The 20,261-nt window shown below is 49.3% G+C and carries 19 protein-coding genes; 15 read left to right on the forward strand and 4 right to left on the reverse strand.

What is annotated here, in order from left to right:
• The first annotated feature begins 269 nt into the window (after window positions 1–269).
• The 7 genes from G9409_RS03945 (at window position 270) to G9409_RS03975 (ending at window position 6,536) form a co-directional block, all read left to right on the forward strand.
• Window positions 270–899, forward strand: coding sequence for a hypothetical protein (locus G9409_RS03945; protein ID WP_166807536.1), 630 nt, complete (start codon window positions 270–272; stop codon window positions 897–899).
• Between the two features lie 27 nt (window positions 900–926).
• Entirely contained in the window at window positions 927–1,577 is a 651-nt protein-coding gene (locus G9409_RS03950) for a hypothetical protein (protein WP_166807537.1), read from the forward strand.
• On the forward strand, window positions 1,574–2,398 hold the full coding sequence (locus G9409_RS03955) for a fimbrial biogenesis chaperone (protein ID WP_166807538.1): 825 nt from the start codon (window positions 1,574–1,576) through the stop codon (window positions 2,396–2,398). Before G9409_RS03950 ends, G9409_RS03955 begins: the two co-directional genes overlap by 4 nt.
• 54 nt (window positions 2,399–2,452) lie before the next feature.
• Window positions 2,453–5,134 carry a carboxypeptidase-like regulatory domain-containing protein gene (locus G9409_RS03960; protein WP_166807539.1) on the forward strand — a complete coding sequence of 894 codons (2,682 nt, stop codon included), beginning with the start codon at window positions 2,453–2,455 and terminating at the stop codon, window positions 5,132–5,134.
• 185 nt (window positions 5,135–5,319) lie between these two features.
• Window positions 5,320–5,796 (forward strand): DUF1566 domain-containing protein, encoded by a 477-nt coding sequence (locus G9409_RS03965; protein ID WP_166807540.1) that lies wholly within the window; start codon window positions 5,320–5,322, stop codon window positions 5,794–5,796.
• Between the two features lie 222 nt (window positions 5,797–6,018).
• Entirely contained in the window at window positions 6,019–6,240 is a 222-nt protein-coding gene (locus G9409_RS03970; protein WP_166807541.1) for an addiction module protein, read from the forward strand.
• The gene (locus tag G9409_RS03975) at window positions 6,237–6,536 is read left to right on the forward strand and encodes a type II toxin-antitoxin system RelE/ParE family toxin (protein ID WP_166807542.1); all 300 of its coding nucleotides are present in this window, start codon (window positions 6,237–6,239) and stop codon (window positions 6,534–6,536) included. The genes G9409_RS03970 and G9409_RS03975 overlap by 4 nt, the downstream gene beginning before the upstream one ends.
• A gap of 39 nt (window positions 6,537–6,575) precedes the next feature.
• Here the strand turns inward: G9409_RS03975 and mnmE are convergent, their stop codons facing one another.
• Window positions 6,576–8,000, reverse strand: a complete 1,425-nt coding sequence (gene mnmE, locus G9409_RS03980) for a tRNA uridine-5-carboxymethylaminomethyl(34) synthesis GTPase MnmE (RefSeq protein ID WP_166807543.1) — start codon at window positions 7,998–8,000, stop codon at window positions 6,576–6,578.
• Between the two features lie 155 nt (window positions 8,001–8,155).
• Between mnmE and mazG the strand changes: the two genes are divergently transcribed.
• Window positions 8,156–8,965: a nucleoside triphosphate pyrophosphohydrolase gene (gene mazG, locus G9409_RS03985; RefSeq protein WP_166807544.1), complete on the forward strand. Its 810-nt coding sequence runs from the start codon at window positions 8,156–8,158 to the stop codon at window positions 8,963–8,965.
• A gap of 104 nt (window positions 8,966–9,069) precedes the next feature.
• On the opposite strand, the gene G9409_RS03990 is transcribed toward mazG, so the two are convergent.
• The gene (locus G9409_RS03990) at window positions 9,070–9,339 is read right to left on the reverse strand and encodes a hypothetical protein (protein WP_166807545.1); all 270 of its coding nucleotides are present in this window, start codon (window positions 9,337–9,339) and stop codon (window positions 9,070–9,072) included.
• 73 nt (window positions 9,340–9,412) lie between these two features.
• On the opposite strand from G9409_RS03990, the gene G9409_RS03995 reads away from it, so the two are divergent.
• The 4 genes from G9409_RS03995 (at window position 9,413) to G9409_RS04010 (ending at window position 14,455) form a co-directional block, all read left to right on the forward strand.
• Entirely contained in the window at window positions 9,413–10,621 is a 1,209-nt protein-coding gene (locus tag G9409_RS03995; RefSeq protein ID WP_166808022.1) for a DUF3570 domain-containing protein, read from the forward strand.
• A 101-nt stretch (window positions 10,622–10,722) separates the two neighbouring features.
• On the forward strand, window positions 10,723–11,610 hold the full coding sequence (locus G9409_RS04000) for an FAD:protein FMN transferase (protein WP_166807546.1): 888 nt from the start codon (window positions 10,723–10,725) through the stop codon (window positions 11,608–11,610).
• A gap of 48 nt (window positions 11,611–11,658) precedes the next feature.
• Complete coding sequence (gene dsbD, locus G9409_RS04005; RefSeq protein WP_166807547.1) at window positions 11,659–13,521, forward strand: protein-disulfide reductase DsbD; 1,863 nt, start codon at window positions 11,659–11,661, stop codon at window positions 13,519–13,521.
• Window positions 13,522–13,744: 223 nt separating this feature from the next.
• Window positions 13,745–14,455, forward strand: a complete 711-nt coding sequence (locus tag G9409_RS04010; protein ID WP_166807548.1) for a class I SAM-dependent methyltransferase — start codon at window positions 13,745–13,747, stop codon at window positions 14,453–14,455.
• A gap of 28 nt (window positions 14,456–14,483) precedes the next feature.
• Here G9409_RS04010 and G9409_RS04015 read toward each other — a convergent pair whose 3' ends face one another.
• Both G9409_RS04015 and G9409_RS04020 read right to left on the reverse strand, forming a co-directional pair.
• Window positions 14,484–14,957 (reverse strand): septal ring lytic transglycosylase RlpA family protein, encoded by a 474-nt coding sequence (locus tag G9409_RS04015; RefSeq protein WP_166807549.1) that lies wholly within the window; start codon window positions 14,955–14,957, stop codon window positions 14,484–14,486.
• A 178-nt stretch (window positions 14,958–15,135) separates the two neighbouring features.
• Complete coding sequence (locus tag G9409_RS04020; protein ID WP_166807550.1) at window positions 15,136–15,639, reverse strand: septal ring lytic transglycosylase RlpA family protein; 504 nt, start codon at window positions 15,637–15,639, stop codon at window positions 15,136–15,138.
• 615 nt (window positions 15,640–16,254) lie between these two features.
• On the opposite strand from G9409_RS04020, the gene G9409_RS04025 reads away from it, so the two are divergent.
• From G9409_RS04025 to G9409_RS04035, 3 genes are all read left to right on the forward strand, one after another.
• The gene (locus G9409_RS04025; protein WP_166807551.1) at window positions 16,255–18,168 is read left to right on the forward strand and encodes a potassium transporter Kup; all 1,914 of its coding nucleotides are present in this window, start codon (window positions 16,255–16,257) and stop codon (window positions 18,166–18,168) included.
• 240 nt (window positions 18,169–18,408) lie between these two features.
• Window positions 18,409–19,173, forward strand: a complete 765-nt coding sequence (locus G9409_RS04030; protein WP_166807552.1) for a TerC family protein — start codon at window positions 18,409–18,411, stop codon at window positions 19,171–19,173.
• 370 nt (window positions 19,174–19,543) lie between these two features.
• Complete coding sequence (locus tag G9409_RS04035) at window positions 19,544–20,059, forward strand: PAS domain-containing protein (protein ID WP_235923230.1); 516 nt, start codon at window positions 19,544–19,546, stop codon at window positions 20,057–20,059.
• The last annotated feature ends 202 nt before the right edge of the window (window positions 20,060–20,261 follow it).

The following is a 20,261-nucleotide window of genomic DNA, read 5'->3' on the forward strand; positions in this document are numbered from 1 at the left end:
TCGTAAAAATGAGACGGATTGTTGCCACTGAACTGTCTCATGAGCTCTTTTATTGTTTGTAAGGCAAGAAAATATCCGGGATGCGTGATATGAGCATAAACCCTTTTTTTATAGGCTTTTATTCTGTTGTTCTTTGAAAGAATAGATGAGAAAAGAGTGATTCTGATCTCTTTGGCCCGATAGTTGATGATTATGAGTAAAAGGGCAGAGCCCTGAATACGACAGAAATCATAGGCTATATTGTAACAAGGGAAGAAGGATTGAATATCATGAAAAAGCTCAAAGCAATCAGGATTACGGCTCTTATAGCTGCACTTTGCGGAGTGTGGGGAGTGCCTTCGTCAGCCCGAGCCGATGATGACCATCATTCGGATTCGGTTTCCAAATCCGGAAAAACCAATGTTACGGTCAGGATGCCGGAGTATCTGGTTCTGCACTACTACAGCGCAGTTGCCCTGAACCTCTCGGCAACATCGTCAGGCGTGTCTCAGTCAGGCTCTGTGTTATCGGCAACCTGGACCACACTCGGCGATACCTCGCAGACACTTGCGGCATCAGCAACAGAGGTTGGCCCGTTATCGGTTAATGTCACGCTGAAGAACGCCTGGGCAATTGCCGGACTCTCAAAAAGCGGAACGGCGACGGTATCGATTACCGGAACGGATTTTTCTGCAACAAGAGCCGGTTCAGCCTCAAAAATCGCTGTAACCGGATACACCCTCTCTTCAACCAATGGGGTAAGCGGAGCGGTATCAGGCAGCACCATCACCATGAAGTTGCGGGGAGTTACCGGACAGACTCCAAGTGTTGGTGATGTAAGGATGAATCTTAATTTTATGGATACAACGGAATCCGGTGACCATGTCGGATCGTTCACGATTACAGCACAAACCATTTAACGGTCAGGTCGTAAACCCTGTTCAGTTATGCTTACAAAAGTGCAGAAAAACGAAACGCCGGGGTTAAAAAAAGCGCGTATTGCTGTTCTTCATCTGCTGAAAACCCTCGTGCTCTTCATCATGCCTCTCCTGGTGGAGAGTGTCATAGCTACACCGGCAGTTGCCGCCCCGGCTACCATCGTCTCCGGCAGCTCTGTTTTTACCATGACATCGGCGCCGATTGTTCTGTCGAATATAAAACCGGCGACAGAGCTTGGTTTGGGGAGTACCACCGCCTATGCCACGGCACAGGTTCAGGTCGACTGGATAGCACCGGCGACTGAATCGACACTCTCTGCCGATAACACCTATGCCGCGCAGCAACCCCAAATCCGTACCATAAATCCCCTCTGGACGTGGGCGTTTCGACTGAACAATTCTACGGTTCCCAGTGTGAGCGTTACCTACACGGTAACGGGGGCAAATGGCCAGCCGGGAGTGTTTTCAAACTCGCTTGATCCAACTTCAACCATTGCGGTAACGGTGATTCCCAATGGTGTGACAGCAACAAAACGTTCAAGTAATCGGTGGACATTGACGGATTCTGTCAATATTTCCTTTAACTTTGGAGGAATAAAAAATTCCGGCATCTATTCCGGTACAGTTAAAGCCAACATAACCTCGGTGAACTTTCAATGAAACGCATTGTAACGCTCACTATCCTGCTACTGCTCTCCTCTCTGTCATGGAGGCTTCTTTGTGCTGAAGAGCCTCCGGGGCAGGTTGCGGTCTCTCCGGCCATGTTTGAGATCAACATTGGCTCAAAGCCGGTCAATGAGTCCATACGAATCAAGAATCTGAAAAAAAATCCGGTAACCCTCAAGGTCGAGGTTTACAACTGGACGCTTGACGAACAGAATAAACTGAAGATACTCCCGCCAGATTCCCAGTCGCTTGACCAGTGGATGATTATCAATCCCGTCAGCTTTACCATTGATCCGGGCAACGAACAGGTTATCAGATTCTCCATTCGCCCCCGTACGCTTCCAAATCCGGGTGAGCATCGCGCGGTTATCTATTTTGCTGAACAGCTTTCGCCGACAAACCCCGGTGGTGTTGAGATACTCTTCAAACTCGGAGTAGGAGTCTACGGCTATGCGGAGAAGATACAGCGTTCTGCATCATTGCAGGGCGTGACTCTTGACAGAGCTTCCGGCACACTGAAGGTGGATATTCAGAACAGCGGCAATGTTCATACCCGTCTGAAAGGGGAGTATGCCCTGTGGAAAAAAGACGGGTTCCCCGGATTTAAATCCATAGGAAGCTATATGAACTGGCCTCGTGATAAAAAGAGGCCGGATTGGTTTATTGGTTCCGGCAGTATGAACAACACCCCGGTACTTGCAGGCCAGAGGCGCACCATTACCACGAAATTTGACCCTCCTGACAAGAATACCGGCTACATTGTAACGGTGAGCGGCACGATTGATGGTAAAAAGATTGAAAAGATTTTACAGTAGAGCAAGCTGTAATACGAAGAGTCCTTAGAGGATTATTTTCTCTTTTTCAGGTTTATGCAGCGCTATCTTTTTGTTGTTCTCCATATCGCACTTTTTGCGCTCTTCTCTTCCTCTGTGGCAATAGCGGAAGAAGCAGGCTCTTTGCCTGCCCCGCCGTCAGTTACAACAGCCACTCCTTCCGTTCAGCTGTCGCCATCCACTGCACAGGTTTCTTCGGGTATGGAGCGGCTGCTTGTCGGTATTTATATTAATAACCGCCTGGAAAAAGAGGACACTGTTTTTCGTGAAAACAGGGAGTACTGGATTCCGTTTTCACTCTTTCTTGACAAAACGGGGTTAAAAGAGGAGCGACGGAGTGCCGGAACAGCCTTTTATCCGACGAATATCGGCATTATCAGTTTCAACACAGCCAGGCTGAAAGAGTTTGATGCGGTTCCATGCATCTCTTTTACGGATCTTAAAACCACCTTTCTTGCCTCTCCGGAGTTTAACCAGCAACTTTTTGCTGTTATGCTCACCATCCCCTGGAGTGCCGGTTCACCGAGAAAAATGACGATCAGAACGGCCGATATCCTGGCTCCGGATCGCTCCATCTCATTTATCGGCATCGAAGCTTCAGCCGACTATGACTTTAACTCGGATGTCAATCGTAATCTGCAGATCGCAAGCGGAGGAAGGCTCTTGAACGGTGTCTGGAATGTCACTGCCGCGACCGAAAGAGGATCGGCATTTACCCCTTCACGCTATCATTGGACGACCTTCAACAATAAACTTGCTCTTCGTATCGGTACCGGGTATACCGGAAGTTATTCTCTGATCGGTTCGACAAACATGACCGGTGTGCAGATTGGCTGGAATAACCATTCGATTATGCGCCAGCTTGATGCCGGGCAGGATAATGCAAGCGAGCTGTTTTTAAATATTGATGCAAACCAGTTACGGACTATTGAGGGCAACGGCCCACCCGCAAGTATCGCTGAACTGCGCTTTGACGGTGAGGTTTTTCAGCGCCAGCGCATTGGTCTGGACGGCAAGTTCTTTTTTGAGAACGTCCGGATGTCGACAGACCTTCGTAAAACAGAGGTCTATATCTATCTTCGTTCCATCAATGAAAAACCGGTAAAGGTCATTGACTTCAGCCAGTCAGTTGCGGGAAGGGCTCTGCCACAGGGAGAACTGCTGATTCGTGGCGGTCTGGGAAAAACCGGAAACCTGCTCATCCAGCAGGAGCGGGTTAACAATGCAGATGCAGCTTTCGGTAATGTGCTCTATGGCCTGCACAGCAGAATTACCCTTGAAGCCGCAATGCAGTTGAACCCGTCAGCTCAGTCCTCGGATCTGCTTCTCGGAACAATACTCTCTCCCGGAGCAAACTGGAATGCCGCACTCTACGGAGCCCGTTCCAATGAACGCGGAGCTGCCGATTTCCGGCTTGAAGGCCACTATACGAACTGGACGGCTGCATACTGGGGAACCATACGCCAGGATCGTTTCGCCTATGATTTTCAGGAAAGAGATATCAATCATCTGTTCCGCTGGGGAGCATCTCCTTTCCGGCAGTTGGGGGTGCAGATTATTGCGCACTACGAAAAACTGGGGGATCGCTGGCCTGCCCATTATGTTCTGCCCGCTGTCAGCCTCTATCCTTTTTCCCGGCTTACACTCAGTGCGACTCCTGATGATTTTGAGAACTACCGTTATGAGGCCGGCATCCGGATAGGTGACTACAATACCCTGCGGAGCATTTATCAAAATGATATTATCTCTCTCGATTATCAGCGCAATTTCAGTGACCACTTTAATGTTCGCCTGTTAAACGATTATCACCGTATCTATAAAACAAATATCACCAATCTGTTACTCAACTGGTACCCTAGAAACAATACCAATGACCTTATTGAGACAGCAATTTCCCGTTCAGCATCATCGTTCGGTGTTGCCGGATCATGGACGCGTTATATCAATACCGGACTCAGGGTTGCCCTGCAGTATAGCTATCAGATGAAAACCGTCGCCAATATTACCATGGGTGATGTGAATGCCAACATGATTATGCCCGAGACACTGAAAAATGTTGCACTCTCTTTATCATGGGATCTTGGATGGTCGAACCGGGGGCTCTTTCCCATCAATCGAAATGCTGTTACCCTTACAAGAGGAGCTATTGCAGGATCCCTTGATATTGGCAATGAGACAAAACTCTCCGCTTCCGACATCAATAATATCAGCATTCTGCTCAATGGCCGTCAGATGCAGCAGCAACAGATTGATGGATCATTTTTTATCGGAAGTCTGAAGCCCGGTATCTATAATGTTGCCGTTGATCCCGAAAAACTGCCTATTGAGCTGGCGGTTGATCAGAAAGAGAGGAAAGTGGAAGTTAAAAGCGGAGCGGTTACGGCGCTCACCATTCCGGTTTATGCGGAGTTCGGTGTTGCAGGATTTGTCGGTGACTCCTCCGGCAACGGTATTGCCAATGTCCTGCTCGAAGTATCCGGCAAGGAGGGCATATCTTCTGTCAAGTCCTTGACCAACGAGTTCGGTTACTATCGTGCCGATACCCTTCGCAGCGGAACATACCGCATCACTCCGGTATCGGTCGGAAACCGCCCGATTGCAAATCCCCGCCCGGTTGATATAACGATCAAGGATGATTTCCTTTTTGATGTCAATATGACTATTGTTGTTCCTCCCCTTCCGCCGGTAGAGGTTCCCGTCGCGGAACCTGCACCCTGAGCGCGGTGGAACGGGTAACAAGTATTATACTCTGTAGGGCAACAGCTATTACTTGTCGTGAGCAGTTTGCGTGAGAGGCTGGCGGAGCGCAGTAAACGGGATGAATCCTGTCGGAAAAAAGAAGCAATCGAATTGCGGAATAAATTAATGGAAGTGCCTTTTAGTTAACGTTTCAAGCCTCACTTATGTCTTTGTTCAACAAACTTTTCGGAGAGAAATCATACCCTTCACCCGACATCAAAATCGGCGCGCAATATGGCGGCGGGATTATCTTTTTTATCGACCAGACAGGAGTGCACGGTTTGATAGCGGCAAAATCCGATATGGAGGGGTCCTCTCCGTGCATCGCAGCCATGAAAGGGTTGTCTGAAGGGTTGTTTAACTGGCCGGACGCTGTGGAGGCATGCAGAAAATCGGAAACCGGCGGATTCCGCGACTGGATTCTGCCAGACAAGGAGCAGTTGAACCAGCTCTATCTTCATAAGCGGGTTGTAGGCGGTTTTGTGCATGAATCAGCCACCTACTGGAGCTCCTCGGAGAGCCTTGACGGAGGGGGCTGGATAAAAGCCGGAATCTGGATAAAAGATTTCAGCTCTTTTGGTTGCCAGAGCGCCGAACCAAAGGACTCCTACAACCGTGTCCGCGCCATCCGGGTGTTTTGAAACCAGTGCCTTAGTACTGTGCGTTTTTGTTTTCGGATTTCTTGTTATCAATCGCCTTACGTACTTTATTGGTAGTAGTGCGCAGGGGCCCAGAAACATCTCTTCCTGCTGCGTCCATTGCAGAACGTACATCTCTGCACTTTGACAGTATAATTCCGGATTCTGTATGAGCAACCCGCCAAAGGGTGCTTGCGGAATGGAACAATTCAATTGCAATAATCAATGGATGCTGTATTAATTGAAAAAGAAGCATTGAAACTTACTCTCCAGGAAAGGGCTCTGCTTGCTGACCATCTTTTGCAGACGCTCGGGGGTGAAGATGACAGGGTCATGAAGGCCTGGGCCGATGAAGCGGAACGGCGTCTTGGCTTGTTTCTCAGCGGTGAAATTGAAGCGTTTGACGGAAAATCAGTCGTTGATTCCCTGCGGAAAGGTTTGGGATGAACTATCGCATCATTTCGCTCGCTGTCGAGGATTTGACCGGAGCAGTGAAATATTATGAAAGTCAATGCTCCGGTCTTGGAGCAGACTTTCTTGATGAATTCGAAGCATCAATGAACAGGATTTGCCAGTGCCCTGAGGCATGGCGAGTAGTGAGCCATAACCATCGCAGAGCGCTTTTTCGTCGGTTTCCCTACGCGGTACTTTACTACCATGACGGCAACGAGATTGTTGTTTCGGGTGTGATGAGTTTGCGGATGGATCCGGAGAGACAAAAGCAAAGAATCGAAGAAATATAAGATCCAGCAAGATTCGCAGGCTGATTTAAGTTCAAAGGCCTATTTACCTATACAGAACTGGTCAAAGATCGTGTTGAGTATCTCCTCGTTGATAACCTTGCCGGTGATCTCGCCGACGTAGTCGAGGGCAGAACGGAGTTCAAAGGCGATGAGTTCGGTTTCGGAGTTGCTGTTGATCAACATCCGGGCATTTTCGAGGGCATCGGAGGCGTTGCGGAGGGCTTCGTAGTGGCGAAGGCTGGTGACCAGCACGCTTGCTTCATGCAGCTTGTCAAGCCCCGCAACCATAGTGTTCATCAGCTCTTTAAGTGCATCAAGCCCCTCCCCCTTTGCCGCCGAAATTCCGCATACCGCACAACCGGTTGCTTCACGCAGCTCTTGAATCCTCTCCGGACTTTCCGATGCCAGGTCAATTTTGTTGGCCGCAACAATCATCCTTGCATTTCGGTACTCGCTTATGAATTCAAGGATCCGGGCAACCTCATCCTTATAGTCATCAAGCGTGAGGTCAAGGATGTACACAATGAGGTCGGCTTCGGCTATTTTGCGGTAGCTCCGCTTTACCCCTTCATGCTCAATCTCCTCTTCGGCTTCGCGCAGACCCGCTGTATCGGTGAGACGGAACATGGTTTTGTTGTAGAGAAAGCACTCCTCAATGTAGTCACGGGTAGTGCCGGGCATGTGGCTGACAATTGAGCGCTCTTCGCCGAGAAGCGTGTTGAGCAGGGTTGATTTCCCTGCATTCGGCCGGCCGGCAATGACGGTTGCAACACCCTCCTTCATTATCCGGCCATGCTGGTAGGAGTCGACCAGACGACGCAGCTCCTCCTGCAACACGCCAAGCTGCTGCTGCAGCTCACTCCGGCTCTGGAACTCCACATCCTCTTCGCTGAAGTCAAGCTCAAGCTCAAGCAGTGCGCAGGAGCGAAGAAGCTGCTCGCGCATGGCCTCAAGACGGAGTGAAAGTGTCCCCTGCATCTGGGTCACCGCCGTGCGGAAGGCTGACTCAGAGCGGGCATGGATCATCTCGCCGATGGCTTCAGCCTGGAGGAGATCAATGCGGCCGTTGAGGAAGGCGCGGCGGGTAAACTCTCCGGGTTCAGCCAGGCGGCACCCCTTATCAAGCAGCACCTTCAGAAGGTGTTGCACAACAACCGGCCCTCCGTGGCAGGTAAACTCCACCATATCCTCCATGGTAAAGGAGTTCGGGGCCCGCAGGACGAGTGCTACCACTTCATCAATCAGCCCCTCAGAGTCATGCACGGAGCCGAAATGGGCCGTATAGCCCTTTGCTTCAGAAAATCGGAATGCGGGGTTCTGCTTTTTTTTAAAAATACACCCGGCGATCCCGAAAACCCCCCTGCCGCTTATACGCACAACCGCCAGTGCTCCGACACCAACCGGCGTTGCAACTGCGGCTATCGGCATGCCCGGTTCAGGAAGAGAGGCGGAGCGGGTGGTCATGGCTGCTGGTTTTTGAGGTTGACTGTACGTTCTGGAAGTATAAGGATTAGAGGCAAGAAATTGTAACTTTAGGGCATCGTTGTAACGCTGTTTCGATCCGATACTGTATAGCGATGCCCTTGGCAGTTTGAAGGGAAACAAAATCAAAAGAGACCATGCAGGAAAACAGACCGATTGAGCAGTTGAAAGCTGCTATTACCGCAAAGAGAGAGCGTACGCTTCAGGAGCAGTTTGAACGGGTGGTCAGCCTGGTAAAGGTGCTTCGCCAGGAGTGCCCATGGGACAGAAAACAGACATCACACTCTCTTGCCCATCTGCTGCTTGAGGAGAGCTATGAGCTGGTACATGCTATCGACGAGGGGGATGAGAGTGAACTTAAAAAAGAGATAGGCGACCTCTTTCTCCACCTCTGTTTTCAGGTGGAACTCGCCGGTGAGCGCGGAACCTTCTCGTTTGGAGATGTTTTTGATGCGCTCTCTCACAAGCTCATAAGCCGTCATCCGCATGTGTTTGGTGACGTTGTAGCCGAGAGCGAACGGGAGGTTGTGAAAAACTGGGAAAGCCTTAAAATGCAGGAGGGTCGTCAAAGTCTGCTTGAGGGTGTGCCGAACACCATGTCGGAACTGCTGCGGGCATACCGGGTGCAGAAAAAGGTCTCCGGAGTCGGTTTCGACTGGCCAAGTGATGACGGGGTGCTCGACAAGCTTGCTGAAGAGATCAGTGAACTGAAACATGCGGCAGGCAAGGCTGAGCAGGAGGAGGAGTTTGGCGACCTGCTCTTCACTATTGTCAACTACAGCCGTTTTCTTGGCGCCAATCCTGAAGATGCGCTGAGAAAAGCCACCAACAAGTTTATGGCCAGGTTTCGCGCAGTTGAAGAGAAGGTGCACTCTTCGGAGCGCGACTGGAAGGAGTTCAGCCCCGAAGAGCTTGATGCCTTGTGGCAGGAGGCAAAACGGTGTTAGGGTGTTTTTTAAGCATAAATTAAGTTATCGTTAAGGCTTCTTTAATTGTTTATTCACTACAATTAAAAAGGGTTAGCTGATGAGCTGCTGATCCTGCCGGTACCTTAAGCACCTTGATGATATTGATTTTGGCTGGTGATGATACAGATGCGTCGATGACTGCTGTTGCCTTGATGACCTGATGATAACAACCAGATACTCCTCTCTTGATGTACCGGCATTGATTTTGTTTTCACCTTGCGTTGGCAGTTTTTTTCCGGAAAGCAGTAATTATGTATTCTGTTGTTGTATCTCATCGCCTTTTTTTTCTGTACAAGCAGGAAAAAAAGGTGGTTCATGCCTTCAGTAATATTCTCCGGCAAGAGATCTTGCATGTAAACAGGTAGCCAGTTTTTTGCTGCTGCGGAGGTTATCAATTTAGCAATAACAGTAACTGCTCTCTATGTGATGAGGTTGCATGCAAAGGTAAAATCCGCCCGTTTGAGCAGTGTGCTTTTAGGTGCTGCGCTGGCATTGCCCTCAGGGCAGATGCTCTATGCTGATGCTCCGCCGGAACGGGGAGTGGTCAGCATGAAATATCTGAATTATCAGGATAGTCAGTCCGGAGATTCAGCGCTTACAACAGGGATGCAGAGGGATCGGATTGCGGTTAATGCTTTTACTGTGATGGCAACAGCTCCCATTGCCGGTAAATGGTCAATCGGAACATCGTTCATGGAGGATTCGGTTACGGGGGCATCTCCGGCCTACCACTCCTCGGGTTTTCCGGCCAATAACGCGGTATCGGGAGCATCCGGGGAGATTCGTTATGCCGGTGATCTCAATCTCACCCGGTACTTTTCACAGGGAACGCTTGGTGCTGCTCTCAGTTATTCGAAAGAGTCTGATTACATCTCCCGCAGCGCCTCTTTGCAGGGGAGCTGGTCGACAGAGGACAAAAATACAACGTTTACTCTCGGCGGAAGTTTTACCGACGACACCATAAAGCTCAATGCTCCGAATGTTGTGGCGGTGAAAAAGCAGGACCGGAATGAAGGGAAGCAGATTTTAGCGGGCCTGTTGGGCGTTACAAGAGTGTTATCGAAGCGTGATATTGTGCAGCTCAACCTTGGCTACTCAAACGGAAACGGCTATTACACCGACCCCTACAAGGATCCGGACCAGAGACCGAGGGATCGCAATAACATGACCCTTTTGACCCGGTGGAACCACCATTTCGATGGCAGCGACGGTACCATAAGGCTCTCCTGGCGTTATTACACCGACTCTTTCGGTATTCGGGCGCATACGCTTGGGGGTGAATATGTACAGCCGTTGCATCATGGCTGGACAATAACACCGTTGCTTCGACTCTATACACAGTCCGGGGCTGATTTTTATGTGGCAGCCGGCCCGGCAGAGCAGGCAAATCCATCAACAGCCACACCACCTCCTGCCGGTGCACTCTTTTATACGGAAGATCAGCGGCTTTCGGCTTTTGGCGCTGTTACGGCCGGGGTGAAGATAAGCAAGCAATTGAGCCGTGACTGGCTGGTTGATTTGAAGTTCGAAAAGTATGAACAGCGTCAACAGTGGGCTCTTTTTGGTAACGGCGATCCGGGAGTGACGGCTTTCCATGCCAGAAGTGTTCAGGCCGGAGTTTCACGGCAGTTCTGAGTAAAATGCAGCAAAGAGTATGAATTTCAGATGTACATGGCAGTTGTGAACCTGCCCTGCAGGGGCGCTTGACTCCCGGTCGTTCTACAAAAAAAGCAGTTATGAATATTTTTCGTTTTCGCTTTCAGGCAATGAAGAGCAATTGTGAAGTCGTCCTTGTTGCCGAAAGCAAGAATAAAGGACAGGCAATAGCCGCACATGCAATCGCGGAGGTTTCACGAATTGAGCGTATCTACTCCAGATACCGGCCGGAGAGCATTGTTTCGCGCATCAATGCTGCCGCCGGCAAGGATTCCGTTTCCTGTGACAGCGAGACCATAACGCTTTTGCAGTATGCGGATAAGCTCTATGAAACCAGTTCAGGGTTATTTGATATCACGTCAGGGGTTTTGCGCAAGGCCTGGAATTTCAGTGAGGCTGCACTGCCTTCGCCGGAAACACTTACATCGCTGCTTCCCCTTATCGACTGGAAGCGAGTGGAGCAGAAGGATGACCGGGTGCAACTGCCGGTTGCGGGAATGGAGCTTGATTTCGGCGGCTTCGGCAAAGAGTATGCCGCTGACAGAGCTGCGGCGGTTATTCACGGAAAAGGGGTAAGGTCCGGATACGTCAATCTTGCCGGTGATATACGGGTTATAGGTCCAAAGCCTGACGGTACGGCCTGGGTTATCGGTATTCAGGATCCGCGTCACCGCGAAAAAACGATTGCCTCTATCCCGCTTTTTTCCGGCGCACTTGCCACGAGCGGTGATTACGAGCGCTTTTTTGAAGCGGATGGAAAACGATACTGCCATATCATCCATCCCCGTACGGGATATCCGGTCACCTATTGGCGTTCGGTAACGGTTGTTGCTCCGTTAGCCATAACGGCGGGGAGTTACTCGACCATCGCAATGCTCAAGGAGGATGATGGATTGGCTTTCCTCAAGGATTCGGGAATGGACTATCTGGCAGTGGACAAGTTCGGCAGGATTTATCACAATAATTAACAGAGCAGATTTTATAATATTCACTAACGACCTTGACGCGATAACATTATGACGCATTATTATTTCAGGCGCGCGGCCGCTCTTTTTACTTTTTTTCTGGTACTCTGCGGTACTGTACGTGCTGCTTATGCGGCTGAGTTTCTTGATCCTGACCAGGCTTTCAAGCTCAGGGCCGAGCTGAGCAGCTCCAAAACGATTTTGCTGAATTGGGAGATAGCAAAAGGGTACAAGCTTTATCAGGACAAGGTGAAGGCGACGGTTGATGGAGGCGGTGCGAAGCTTCAGAATCCCGTTATGCCGAAGGCAATATTGTATACTGACCCGACAACAAACGAAAAGCTTGCTATCTATCATGACAAGCTGTCGGTTACAGCGCCTGTTGCAAAAACGGACGGCATATTTACGCTCAATGTCGAGTATCAGGGGTGCGCCGAAGACGGTCTCTGCTATCCGCCTATAACCAAAAGCTTCACAGTTGATCCTTCAAAGCCCGGAGTACTGGCTGTGGCAGGTGAACAGCCGGTTGCCGATGCCGGATCAGTTACTCCTCCTGCAGACAGTGCAGCAGCGCCATCATCAGTTGCACCGACGGAGGTAAAGCAGGCCGATAACGATCTGAATCTGGCGAAATCAACCCTTGCCGGAGGAAGTCTCTGGAAAATAGCCCTTGCATTCCTTGCGTTCGGGCTGCTGCTCTCCTTTACTCCCTGTGTACTGCCCATGATCCCCATTCTCTCGTCGATTATTGTCGGTGAGGGAGATGTTACCCGTCGTCGCAGTTTTTTAATGGCGCTTGCCTACTGTCTGGGAATGGCGCTGGTTTATACCTCTCTTGGTGTTGCCGCCGGACTTGCCGGTGAGGGACTTGCCGGGGCTTTGCAGAAGCCATGGGTACTGATGGTTTTTGCGCTTCTGCTTGTGACGCTCTCGCTCTCGATGTTTGATGTCTATCAGCTTCAGATGCCTGCTTCCATACAGAACAAGCTCAACAAAACTTCAGGAAACCTCAAGGGCGGTCGATTTGTCGGTGTGTTTTTGATGGGCTCCCTTTCGGCACTGATTGTCGGGCCGTGCGTTGCTGCGCCGCTTGCAGGAACGCTTGTCTATATCAGCCAGACGAAAGATGTTGTTATTGGCGGACTGGCTCTTTTTTCAATGGCCATGGGTATGAGTGTTCCGCTTCTGCTGGTCGGATTGTCAGCAGGCAGTCTTCTTCCCCGCGCCGGAGCATGGATGATCGGCGTGAAATATGTTTTCGGTCTTCTGCTGATTGCTGTTGCCATCTGGATGGTCTCTCCGGTGATTCCGGCTCAGGCGGTCATGATTGCATGGGGTGCGTTTACTATTCTTTGTGCGGTCTTTCTTGGAGTTTTCGATAAACATGCCGAAAAATCTACAATTGCCCAGAAGTTCGGCAAAGCCTTTGGTCTTGTACTCTTTATTATTGGCGTACTGGAGCTTGTTGGTGCGACTTCAGGCGGAACCGATGTCCTGAAACCGCTCTCAGGTTTTCACGCCTCTGCGGTTTCTGCTTCAGGTGATGAGAAGCGGGTTACTTTCACACAGATCCGCTCTGCAGCAGAGCTTGATCAGGCCCTCCAGTCGGCAAAAAAGCCGGTCATGCTCGATTTTTATGCTGACTGGTGTGTTGCCTGCAAGGAGATGGATAAGTTCACCTTTCATAACCCTGACGTCATTTCGCAGTTCAACAATATGACACTGCTTCAGGTTGATGTTACCGCCAACAGTGCTGATGACCGTGAATTGATGAAACGCTTCGGGTTGTTCGGCCCTCCCGGCATGATCTTTTTTGATGCATCAGGCAAGGAGATTCCGGACAGCAGAGTTATCGGTTTTCTTGAAGCACCTGCTTTTTCCACTCATCTCAGCAAGTTTGTGACAGGCAGCTGATCGCTTCCGGCTGAACAGATTACTGGATTCCAGCGCCAAACGGTCATGCTCCGCTCTGCTCTATCCTCTTTTCGCCCTGCTTCCGCCCCAAGACGGAAACAGGGCGAGCTGTTTTCAGTCACACAACCCATTCATCTGGCTGGTTGTTTGAACAGTTCTGCTTATCTTTTCTGGTCATGGGTCCGTTACTTCCTGCGGTGACAGGCAATCTAAATGCAGCGGCATGTCTTTTTATACGGAATTTGCACCGTTTTACCCTCAAATTTTCCCTTTCAGAGAGGAGGTTTATCGCTTCCTTCAGGAGTATGCAGGCGCAACCGGAAGCAAACTGCTTGATGCCGGTTGCGGTCCCGGTTTCTATTGCGGCAGGTTTGCTCTTGATGGTTACCATGTTGCGGGGGTTGATCTTGATGCAGGGATGATTGCTGCAGCAAAGGAGCGTTTTCCGCTTGCTGCATTCCACTGCATGGATATGACCGCCATAGAGCGCTTTCCCTCATCCTTTCAGATGATCTACTCAATCGGTAATGTGCTGGCTCATCTCTCCGGAGGGCAGCTCTCGCTTTTTTTTGCTGCTTTGTATGAGAAACTTGCGGCGGGAGGCTTCTGGGTTTTTCAGGTCGTGAACTGGGACTATTTTCTGACGTTGCAGGAGTATACCTTTCCGGTAAAAAGCATCGCAACCGGCTCGATGGAGTTTCATCGCCGATATAGCCACATCTCGCCGGAACAGGTAACTTTTGAGGTGAAGATGATCTCCGGGGGGAAAACGATTTTTCATGAAGAGTCCCCGCTCTATCCGCTTTGCGAGGAGGCCTTTTTAAGCCGGCTTACTGCAGCGGGGTTTTCGGTTGAGGGGGTGTATGGCGGTTATGATCGTCAGCCGTTTATAAAGAGCCGGAGCTCAGCTCTTGTCATGGTTTGCAGAAAGTAATGGCACACGGATGCCGGGAGGAGACTCCTCAGTTCCAGGCTTCAATGCGCACATTGGCGGTTCCATTGCCGAAAAGCCCGATCTCTCTGGCGGCGGCAGGAGAAACATCAATAATTCGCCCCTTTAAATGAGGTCCCCGGTCGTTGATGCGGACAACAACCTGTTTTCCGTTATCAAGATTGATCACCCTGACGCTGGTTCCAAAAGGAAGTGAGCGGTGAGCAGCCGTGAAGTGGTTACAGTTAAAGGATTCACCGCTTGCTGTTTTTCTTCCCTGAAACTTTCGGCTGTAGTAGGAGGCGGTCCCTTCGGCAGCCAAAGCGCGCTCAGGAATAAGGGTGGTTACACCTCGGTTATCCTGCGGGAACGAAGAGCTGTTTTCAAGGGGAAGTTCAGATACTTCTGCTGCATAGAGTGGTGCGGTATTCAATGCAGGGCAGCAGATAAAGGTAATAATCAGGAGAAAAGGGAGCCGGCGCATAGATCGTCTGGTTTTCGTCATAATGCCAAAAGGTTTGAGCGTTCGTTTAAACGTTTTCTCTTTCGCCTCAATTCATTCAGCGCAGGCTTCTTCCGCTTGTAAACATGAAAAGGCCGGACGGCCTTTTCATGTTTAATATACAAAACCCTTCACTAACGTCCGAGTGCATCCTGTTTAAACAGGGATGAGGAGGCGTCTGTCAGGAAGCTGATGATCTGCGGTTGGCGGAACCAATAGTTTCCAGTTTAACCTGGGCGGTTCCTGTTTTCAGTATGCCAAGCTCCTTTGCTGCACCGATAGAGAGGTCGATAATCCTGCCTTTTACAAATGGTCCACGATCATTGATCCGAACGACAACATCTTTGCCTGTTCGCATATTGGTTACTCTTACCCATGTGCCGAAAGGCAGTGAAGGATGGGCTGCGGTCAGTTTGTTCATATTGAAGGTCTCGCCATTTGCCGTTGTACGGCCATGAAACTGATTGGCGTAGAAGGAGGCTTTCCCTTCACCGACGAGAGTGTTTGCGCGTGATTCTTTATTCAGTGGTGAGATGCTCTGCTGCGCTGCTTCTGCAGAGCTGTAGAAAGGATTATATCGTTCGGTTATTCCGGAGAAAATCGAACCGCTCGTATTGACCGAAAGAGTGGCCAACATCAGAGCTATTACAAATGATAGGTTGATAACTTGTTTTTCATGCTTCATAAACTCGGGGTTTGGTTGCCCGTCATCGTGACGGAATCCAGGGAGTGATGATTCGAAATGAATAAAAATCGATAATCCATTCAGTTCCCCGGCACCTCTTAATATACAGAAATAAAATCATAATAAGCAATTATTACGCAAAGCCTTTTAAATACAGGGGTTTCGAGCCATTTTGAGGGATAATTCGCATGTTAATGGCTATAATTCATCCTTCGAATGAGCTCTTGCTGTTTTCGCGATACCCGGCAGTAAATCCTCATTTTATTCTTTATTGTGGATAATATTCATCCCGGGTGAGTCGGCTGCTGTTATGTTTTTTTACGCACACTCTCCGGGGGTTGTTTCTGGATTCTGAAAGGATGGTGATCAATGCTCTGCTGCAGATCGCTGTCCGGTCAGCCGTATTGTTCGATTGCGCAACTATTGTCTATATTGAGCACTCGATATTTTGTTCTGTAACGGTATGGTAACGGTGTGCAATAGAACGGTCTGTTCTCCTCTTTCATGGGTGTGGTGGCAGTTGCAATCCTTTGTATTTTAGGATTAATTGGCTTTATTGTTGTTTTTATCAGGCATGAGGCCTGAGTTATATTATTTTTTTTTGAGAAGATAATCATGTCAATAATGTCTGAAGAGCCAGGTTCGGGTTCCCATTCAGAACCTTCCGGCTTTAAACGGCTTGCCGGCCTCTCTCTTGCTGCTCTCGGTGTGGTATTCGGTGATATCGGAACCAGTCCCCTCTATGCTGTTCGTGAGTGTTTCCATGGCGATTATGGTATCCCTGTTACAGAAGGCAATGTTCTCGGAGTGCTCTCCCTGCTTGTCTGGTCGCTCTTGCTGATTGTCAGTCTGAAATACCTGACATTTATTATGAAGGCGGATAATGACGGTGAGGGCGGTATTCTGGCCCTTACAGCACTGATCATTACCCAGAGCAAGAAAATCGGTCGTGAACGCTGGTTTCTGGTGGCGATTGGTCTTTTCGGTGCGGCGCTGCTCTATGGTGACGGTATGATTACGCCGGCCATATCGGTTCTCAGTGCCGTTGAAGGTGTTCAGATTATTGCACCGGCATTCAAGGATCTGGTTATTCCTGTCACCATAGCGGTGCTTGCTCTCCTTTTTTTCTTCCAGCATCACGGCACAGCAAGGGTCGGAGCCCTTTTCGGTCCGATTATCTTTGTCTGGTTTGCGGTTATCGGAGTGCTCGGACTTGTGGAAATTATTCGTTATCCGCAGATTCTGCAGGCAATTCTGCCCTGGTATGGTATCTCTTTCATTTTAGGCAATCAGCTCCAGGGTTTTATGGTGCTCGGTGCGGTTTTCCTCTCGGTTACGGGTGCCGAGGCACTCTATGCTGATATGGGTCATTTTGGACGGCGCCCCATCCGGATGACCTGGGTAGTGCTTGTGCTTCCGGCTTTACTGCTTAACTATTTCGGCCAGGGAGCGCTGCTCCTGGAATTTCCGCAGGAGTCTCATCATCCCTTTTACGGGCTTGTACCGGAGTGGGCAATGATTCCTATGGTGATTCTTGCAACATCCGCAACGATTATTGCCTCGCAGGCCCTGATCACCGGAGTCTTCTCCTTGACCCAGCAGGCGATCCAGCTTGGTTATCTTCCCCGCCTGACGGTGACGCATACCTCTGCCAAGCATATGGGACAAATTTATGTTCCGGCGGCAAACTGGTCGCTTATGATTGCAACCATCAGTCTGGTTGCCGGTTTCGGATCATCCAGCAAGCTTGCTGCGGCATATGGCGTTGCCGTTACTGCAACCATGCTGATCTCCACCATCCTCTTTTACTATGTTGCCCGTGATCTCTGGAAGTGGAACAATGTGGCGCTCACGATTATGATCAGCTGTTTTGCTGTGATCGATATCTCCTTTTTCGGGGCAAGTATGACCAAGCTTTTCCATGGAGCCTGGTTTCCCCTTGTGATCGGCCTGGTTGTCTTTACCATTATGCTGACATGGAAACAGGGTCGCACTCTGCTTTTACAGCAGTTGCAGGATCGCACCCTGACGGTTGAAGAGTTCATGCAGAGTCTTTCGCTGCAGCAGCCTCAGCGGGTAACCGGTCAGGCGGTCTATCTTACGGCCAATCCGGATGTCATACCAATCGCCATGCTCCACAATCTTCGTCATAACAAGGTACTGCATTCGGAGGTGGCACTTTTTCATTTCAGTACAGAGCGGGTACCGAGGGTGCCGAACAGCCGCAAGGTTGAGGTTGTCAAGCTGGGCGATGGTTTTTTCAAGGTTGTTGCCCGCTTCGGTTTTCTTGAGTATCCCAATATTCGCCAGGTTATAGCTCTGGCCAATCATCAGGGGCTGCATTTCAAACCGGCAGCCATCAGCTTTTTTCTCAGTCGTGAGAAAATTGTTGCCGGACTGAAGACGAAGATGATTTTATGGCGGAAAAAGCTTTTTGCCCTGATGGCGCGAAATGCACTCAGTGCTACAGCCTACTATGATCTGCCATCCGGTCAGGTTATTGAGATAGGTCTTCTGGTGCAGATCTGAATATTGTTGTTGTCTTCCGGCAGACCGGGATCGGGTGTTACCCGACATCCTGATCCCTCTCTGTCGTGACTCCGGTTTTGTGCTCCATCCGTCTTGCCCCATCAAACTCCTCACAACACAATAGACCGGGGAGTACAGACACAAGAGAAGATCGTTGAACGGTAGTTGTGACGGTGTTTTTATTATGGAAGAGAGTGGCATGAGCGTTATTATGAGGGAATCGTACATACTGATTGAATTATGATGGATGTTGTCCGGAATATTTTTGATAATCCACTGTCATCACTGCTTGTTATCGGCAATCTGATCATCATTGAAAGTCTGCTCTCGGTCGATAATGCAGCAGTACTTGCGACAATGGTTATGGACCTTCCGGAAAAAAAACGTGCGATTGCTCTTCGATACGGCATCCTCGGAGCTTATGCCTTCAGAGGGCTCTGCCTTTTTTTTGCAGCGGTTCTGGTTCAGATATGGTGGCTGAAGCCATTGGGAGGAATCTACCTGCTCTATCTTTTCTGGGATTGGATGAAAGGGCGATCAACTCCGCAAAAAAGCGATGACTATTTTCAGAAAGAGGATAACTGGCTGTATAAATGGACATCCGGATCGCTTGGGACATTCTGGTCTACGGTGCTGCTTATCGAGATGATGGATCTGGCGTTTTCCATCGATAATATTTTTGCCGCTGTTGCCTTTACTGACAACATCGTTCTTATCTGGACCGGCGTGTTTATCGGTATTCTCGCCATGCGGTTTGTTGCACAGGGTTTTGTCCGGTTGATGGAGAGGTATCCCTTTCTTGAGACCTCAGCTTTTGTCGTTATTGGCCTGCTTGGTCTCAAGCTTACCCTCTCTGCCGTGGAGCATTTTTATCCGGAAACGGTTTTTGTTCGATTTCTTGAAGGCCATGCCGGTGATATGATCACTTCCGGGGTCACCGTTGCTGTCTTTGTTGTTCCCCTGCTGACCAGTCAGTTGTTCAATTATCCGGCAAAAGATCGTTAAGGTATAAGCGCCTGCTGAAGAGTGCGATCACGGTTTTCTTTAGTATATCTTTTTTGATAAGATGTATATTTGACATCGGAAGGTATACGCAGTCGTTTACTCCTGAAAAGTGGCGATATTTTCCGCCTTCCGGATGCTTTATTTGCCTGTTACCATTGGTTTCTCTATACTCGATGCTGTATAGAGATGTTCATGTAGAGCAAGCACTTTTCAATGCACTCCTTTTTTTGATGTTATGGTTTCATCTACGGGGTTCAATCAAAGACTCAGAGAGTACGTTCTGAAAAAACACGGTTCAGTCAATGCGTTCTGCCGAGCTGCCGGCATTAAATATCCGGCTCAGATGACTCCCTATCTTTCGGGCAAATGTATGCCCGGGAAAAAAATGATTGCGCGGCTTGAAAAAGATGGTGCAGATATAGAGTGGTTACTCTCCGGCCATGTTCACAGCACAGCCCCCTCTTCGCTGAGTAATACGCTGGCGTTGTCCCGGTACCGTATGGATATTGAAAATCTTTTCAGGAAGGTCCGGCTGCAGATTGCCGGAAGTGCTGATGTAAGCAAGCCGGAGATAGATGCCTATGCAATTGTTGATCAGGATGAACGTATCGTTGATTTGACAGGATCGATTGAAAAGTTTTTGGGATATGAAAAAGGGGCTTTGTCCGGAGCTGAATTATCCCGATTGATCCATCCTGATGATTATGTCACGGTGCAGAGTGTTTTGCAGCAGCAGAGGCTTGATGATGATATTGTCTCGTTTGCTTCGAGATTCAAAACAAGTGATGGCAGTTTTATTCCAGTTGAGCTATGCCTGTATATAAAAAAGATACCAATGTCAGAACAGGCTGAATATGCTATGATTTTAAAGCGTCGAGAGAGTTAGCCGCTCATTATTGGCTGCTTTCCAGTTCTTTTCTGCAGTTACGCTTCAAGCCGTTGTTTTCCATGAAGAACCCGCTTTTGTGTTATGGTGATCAATCGGCTCTTTTATTCTGAAATAAATCGTATTGTTTCAAGTCTATGAAGCTATTACAGTGATACGGTTTTTTCTCCCGATTTTATTTCTATAAATTATATGTTTTATA

Origin of the sequence: Candidatus Chlorobium masyuteum (genome assembly GCF_011601315.1) — a bacterium.
GTDB classification, from domain to species: Bacteria; Bacteroidota; Chlorobiia; order Chlorobiales; family Chlorobiaceae; genus Chlorobium; species Chlorobium masyuteum.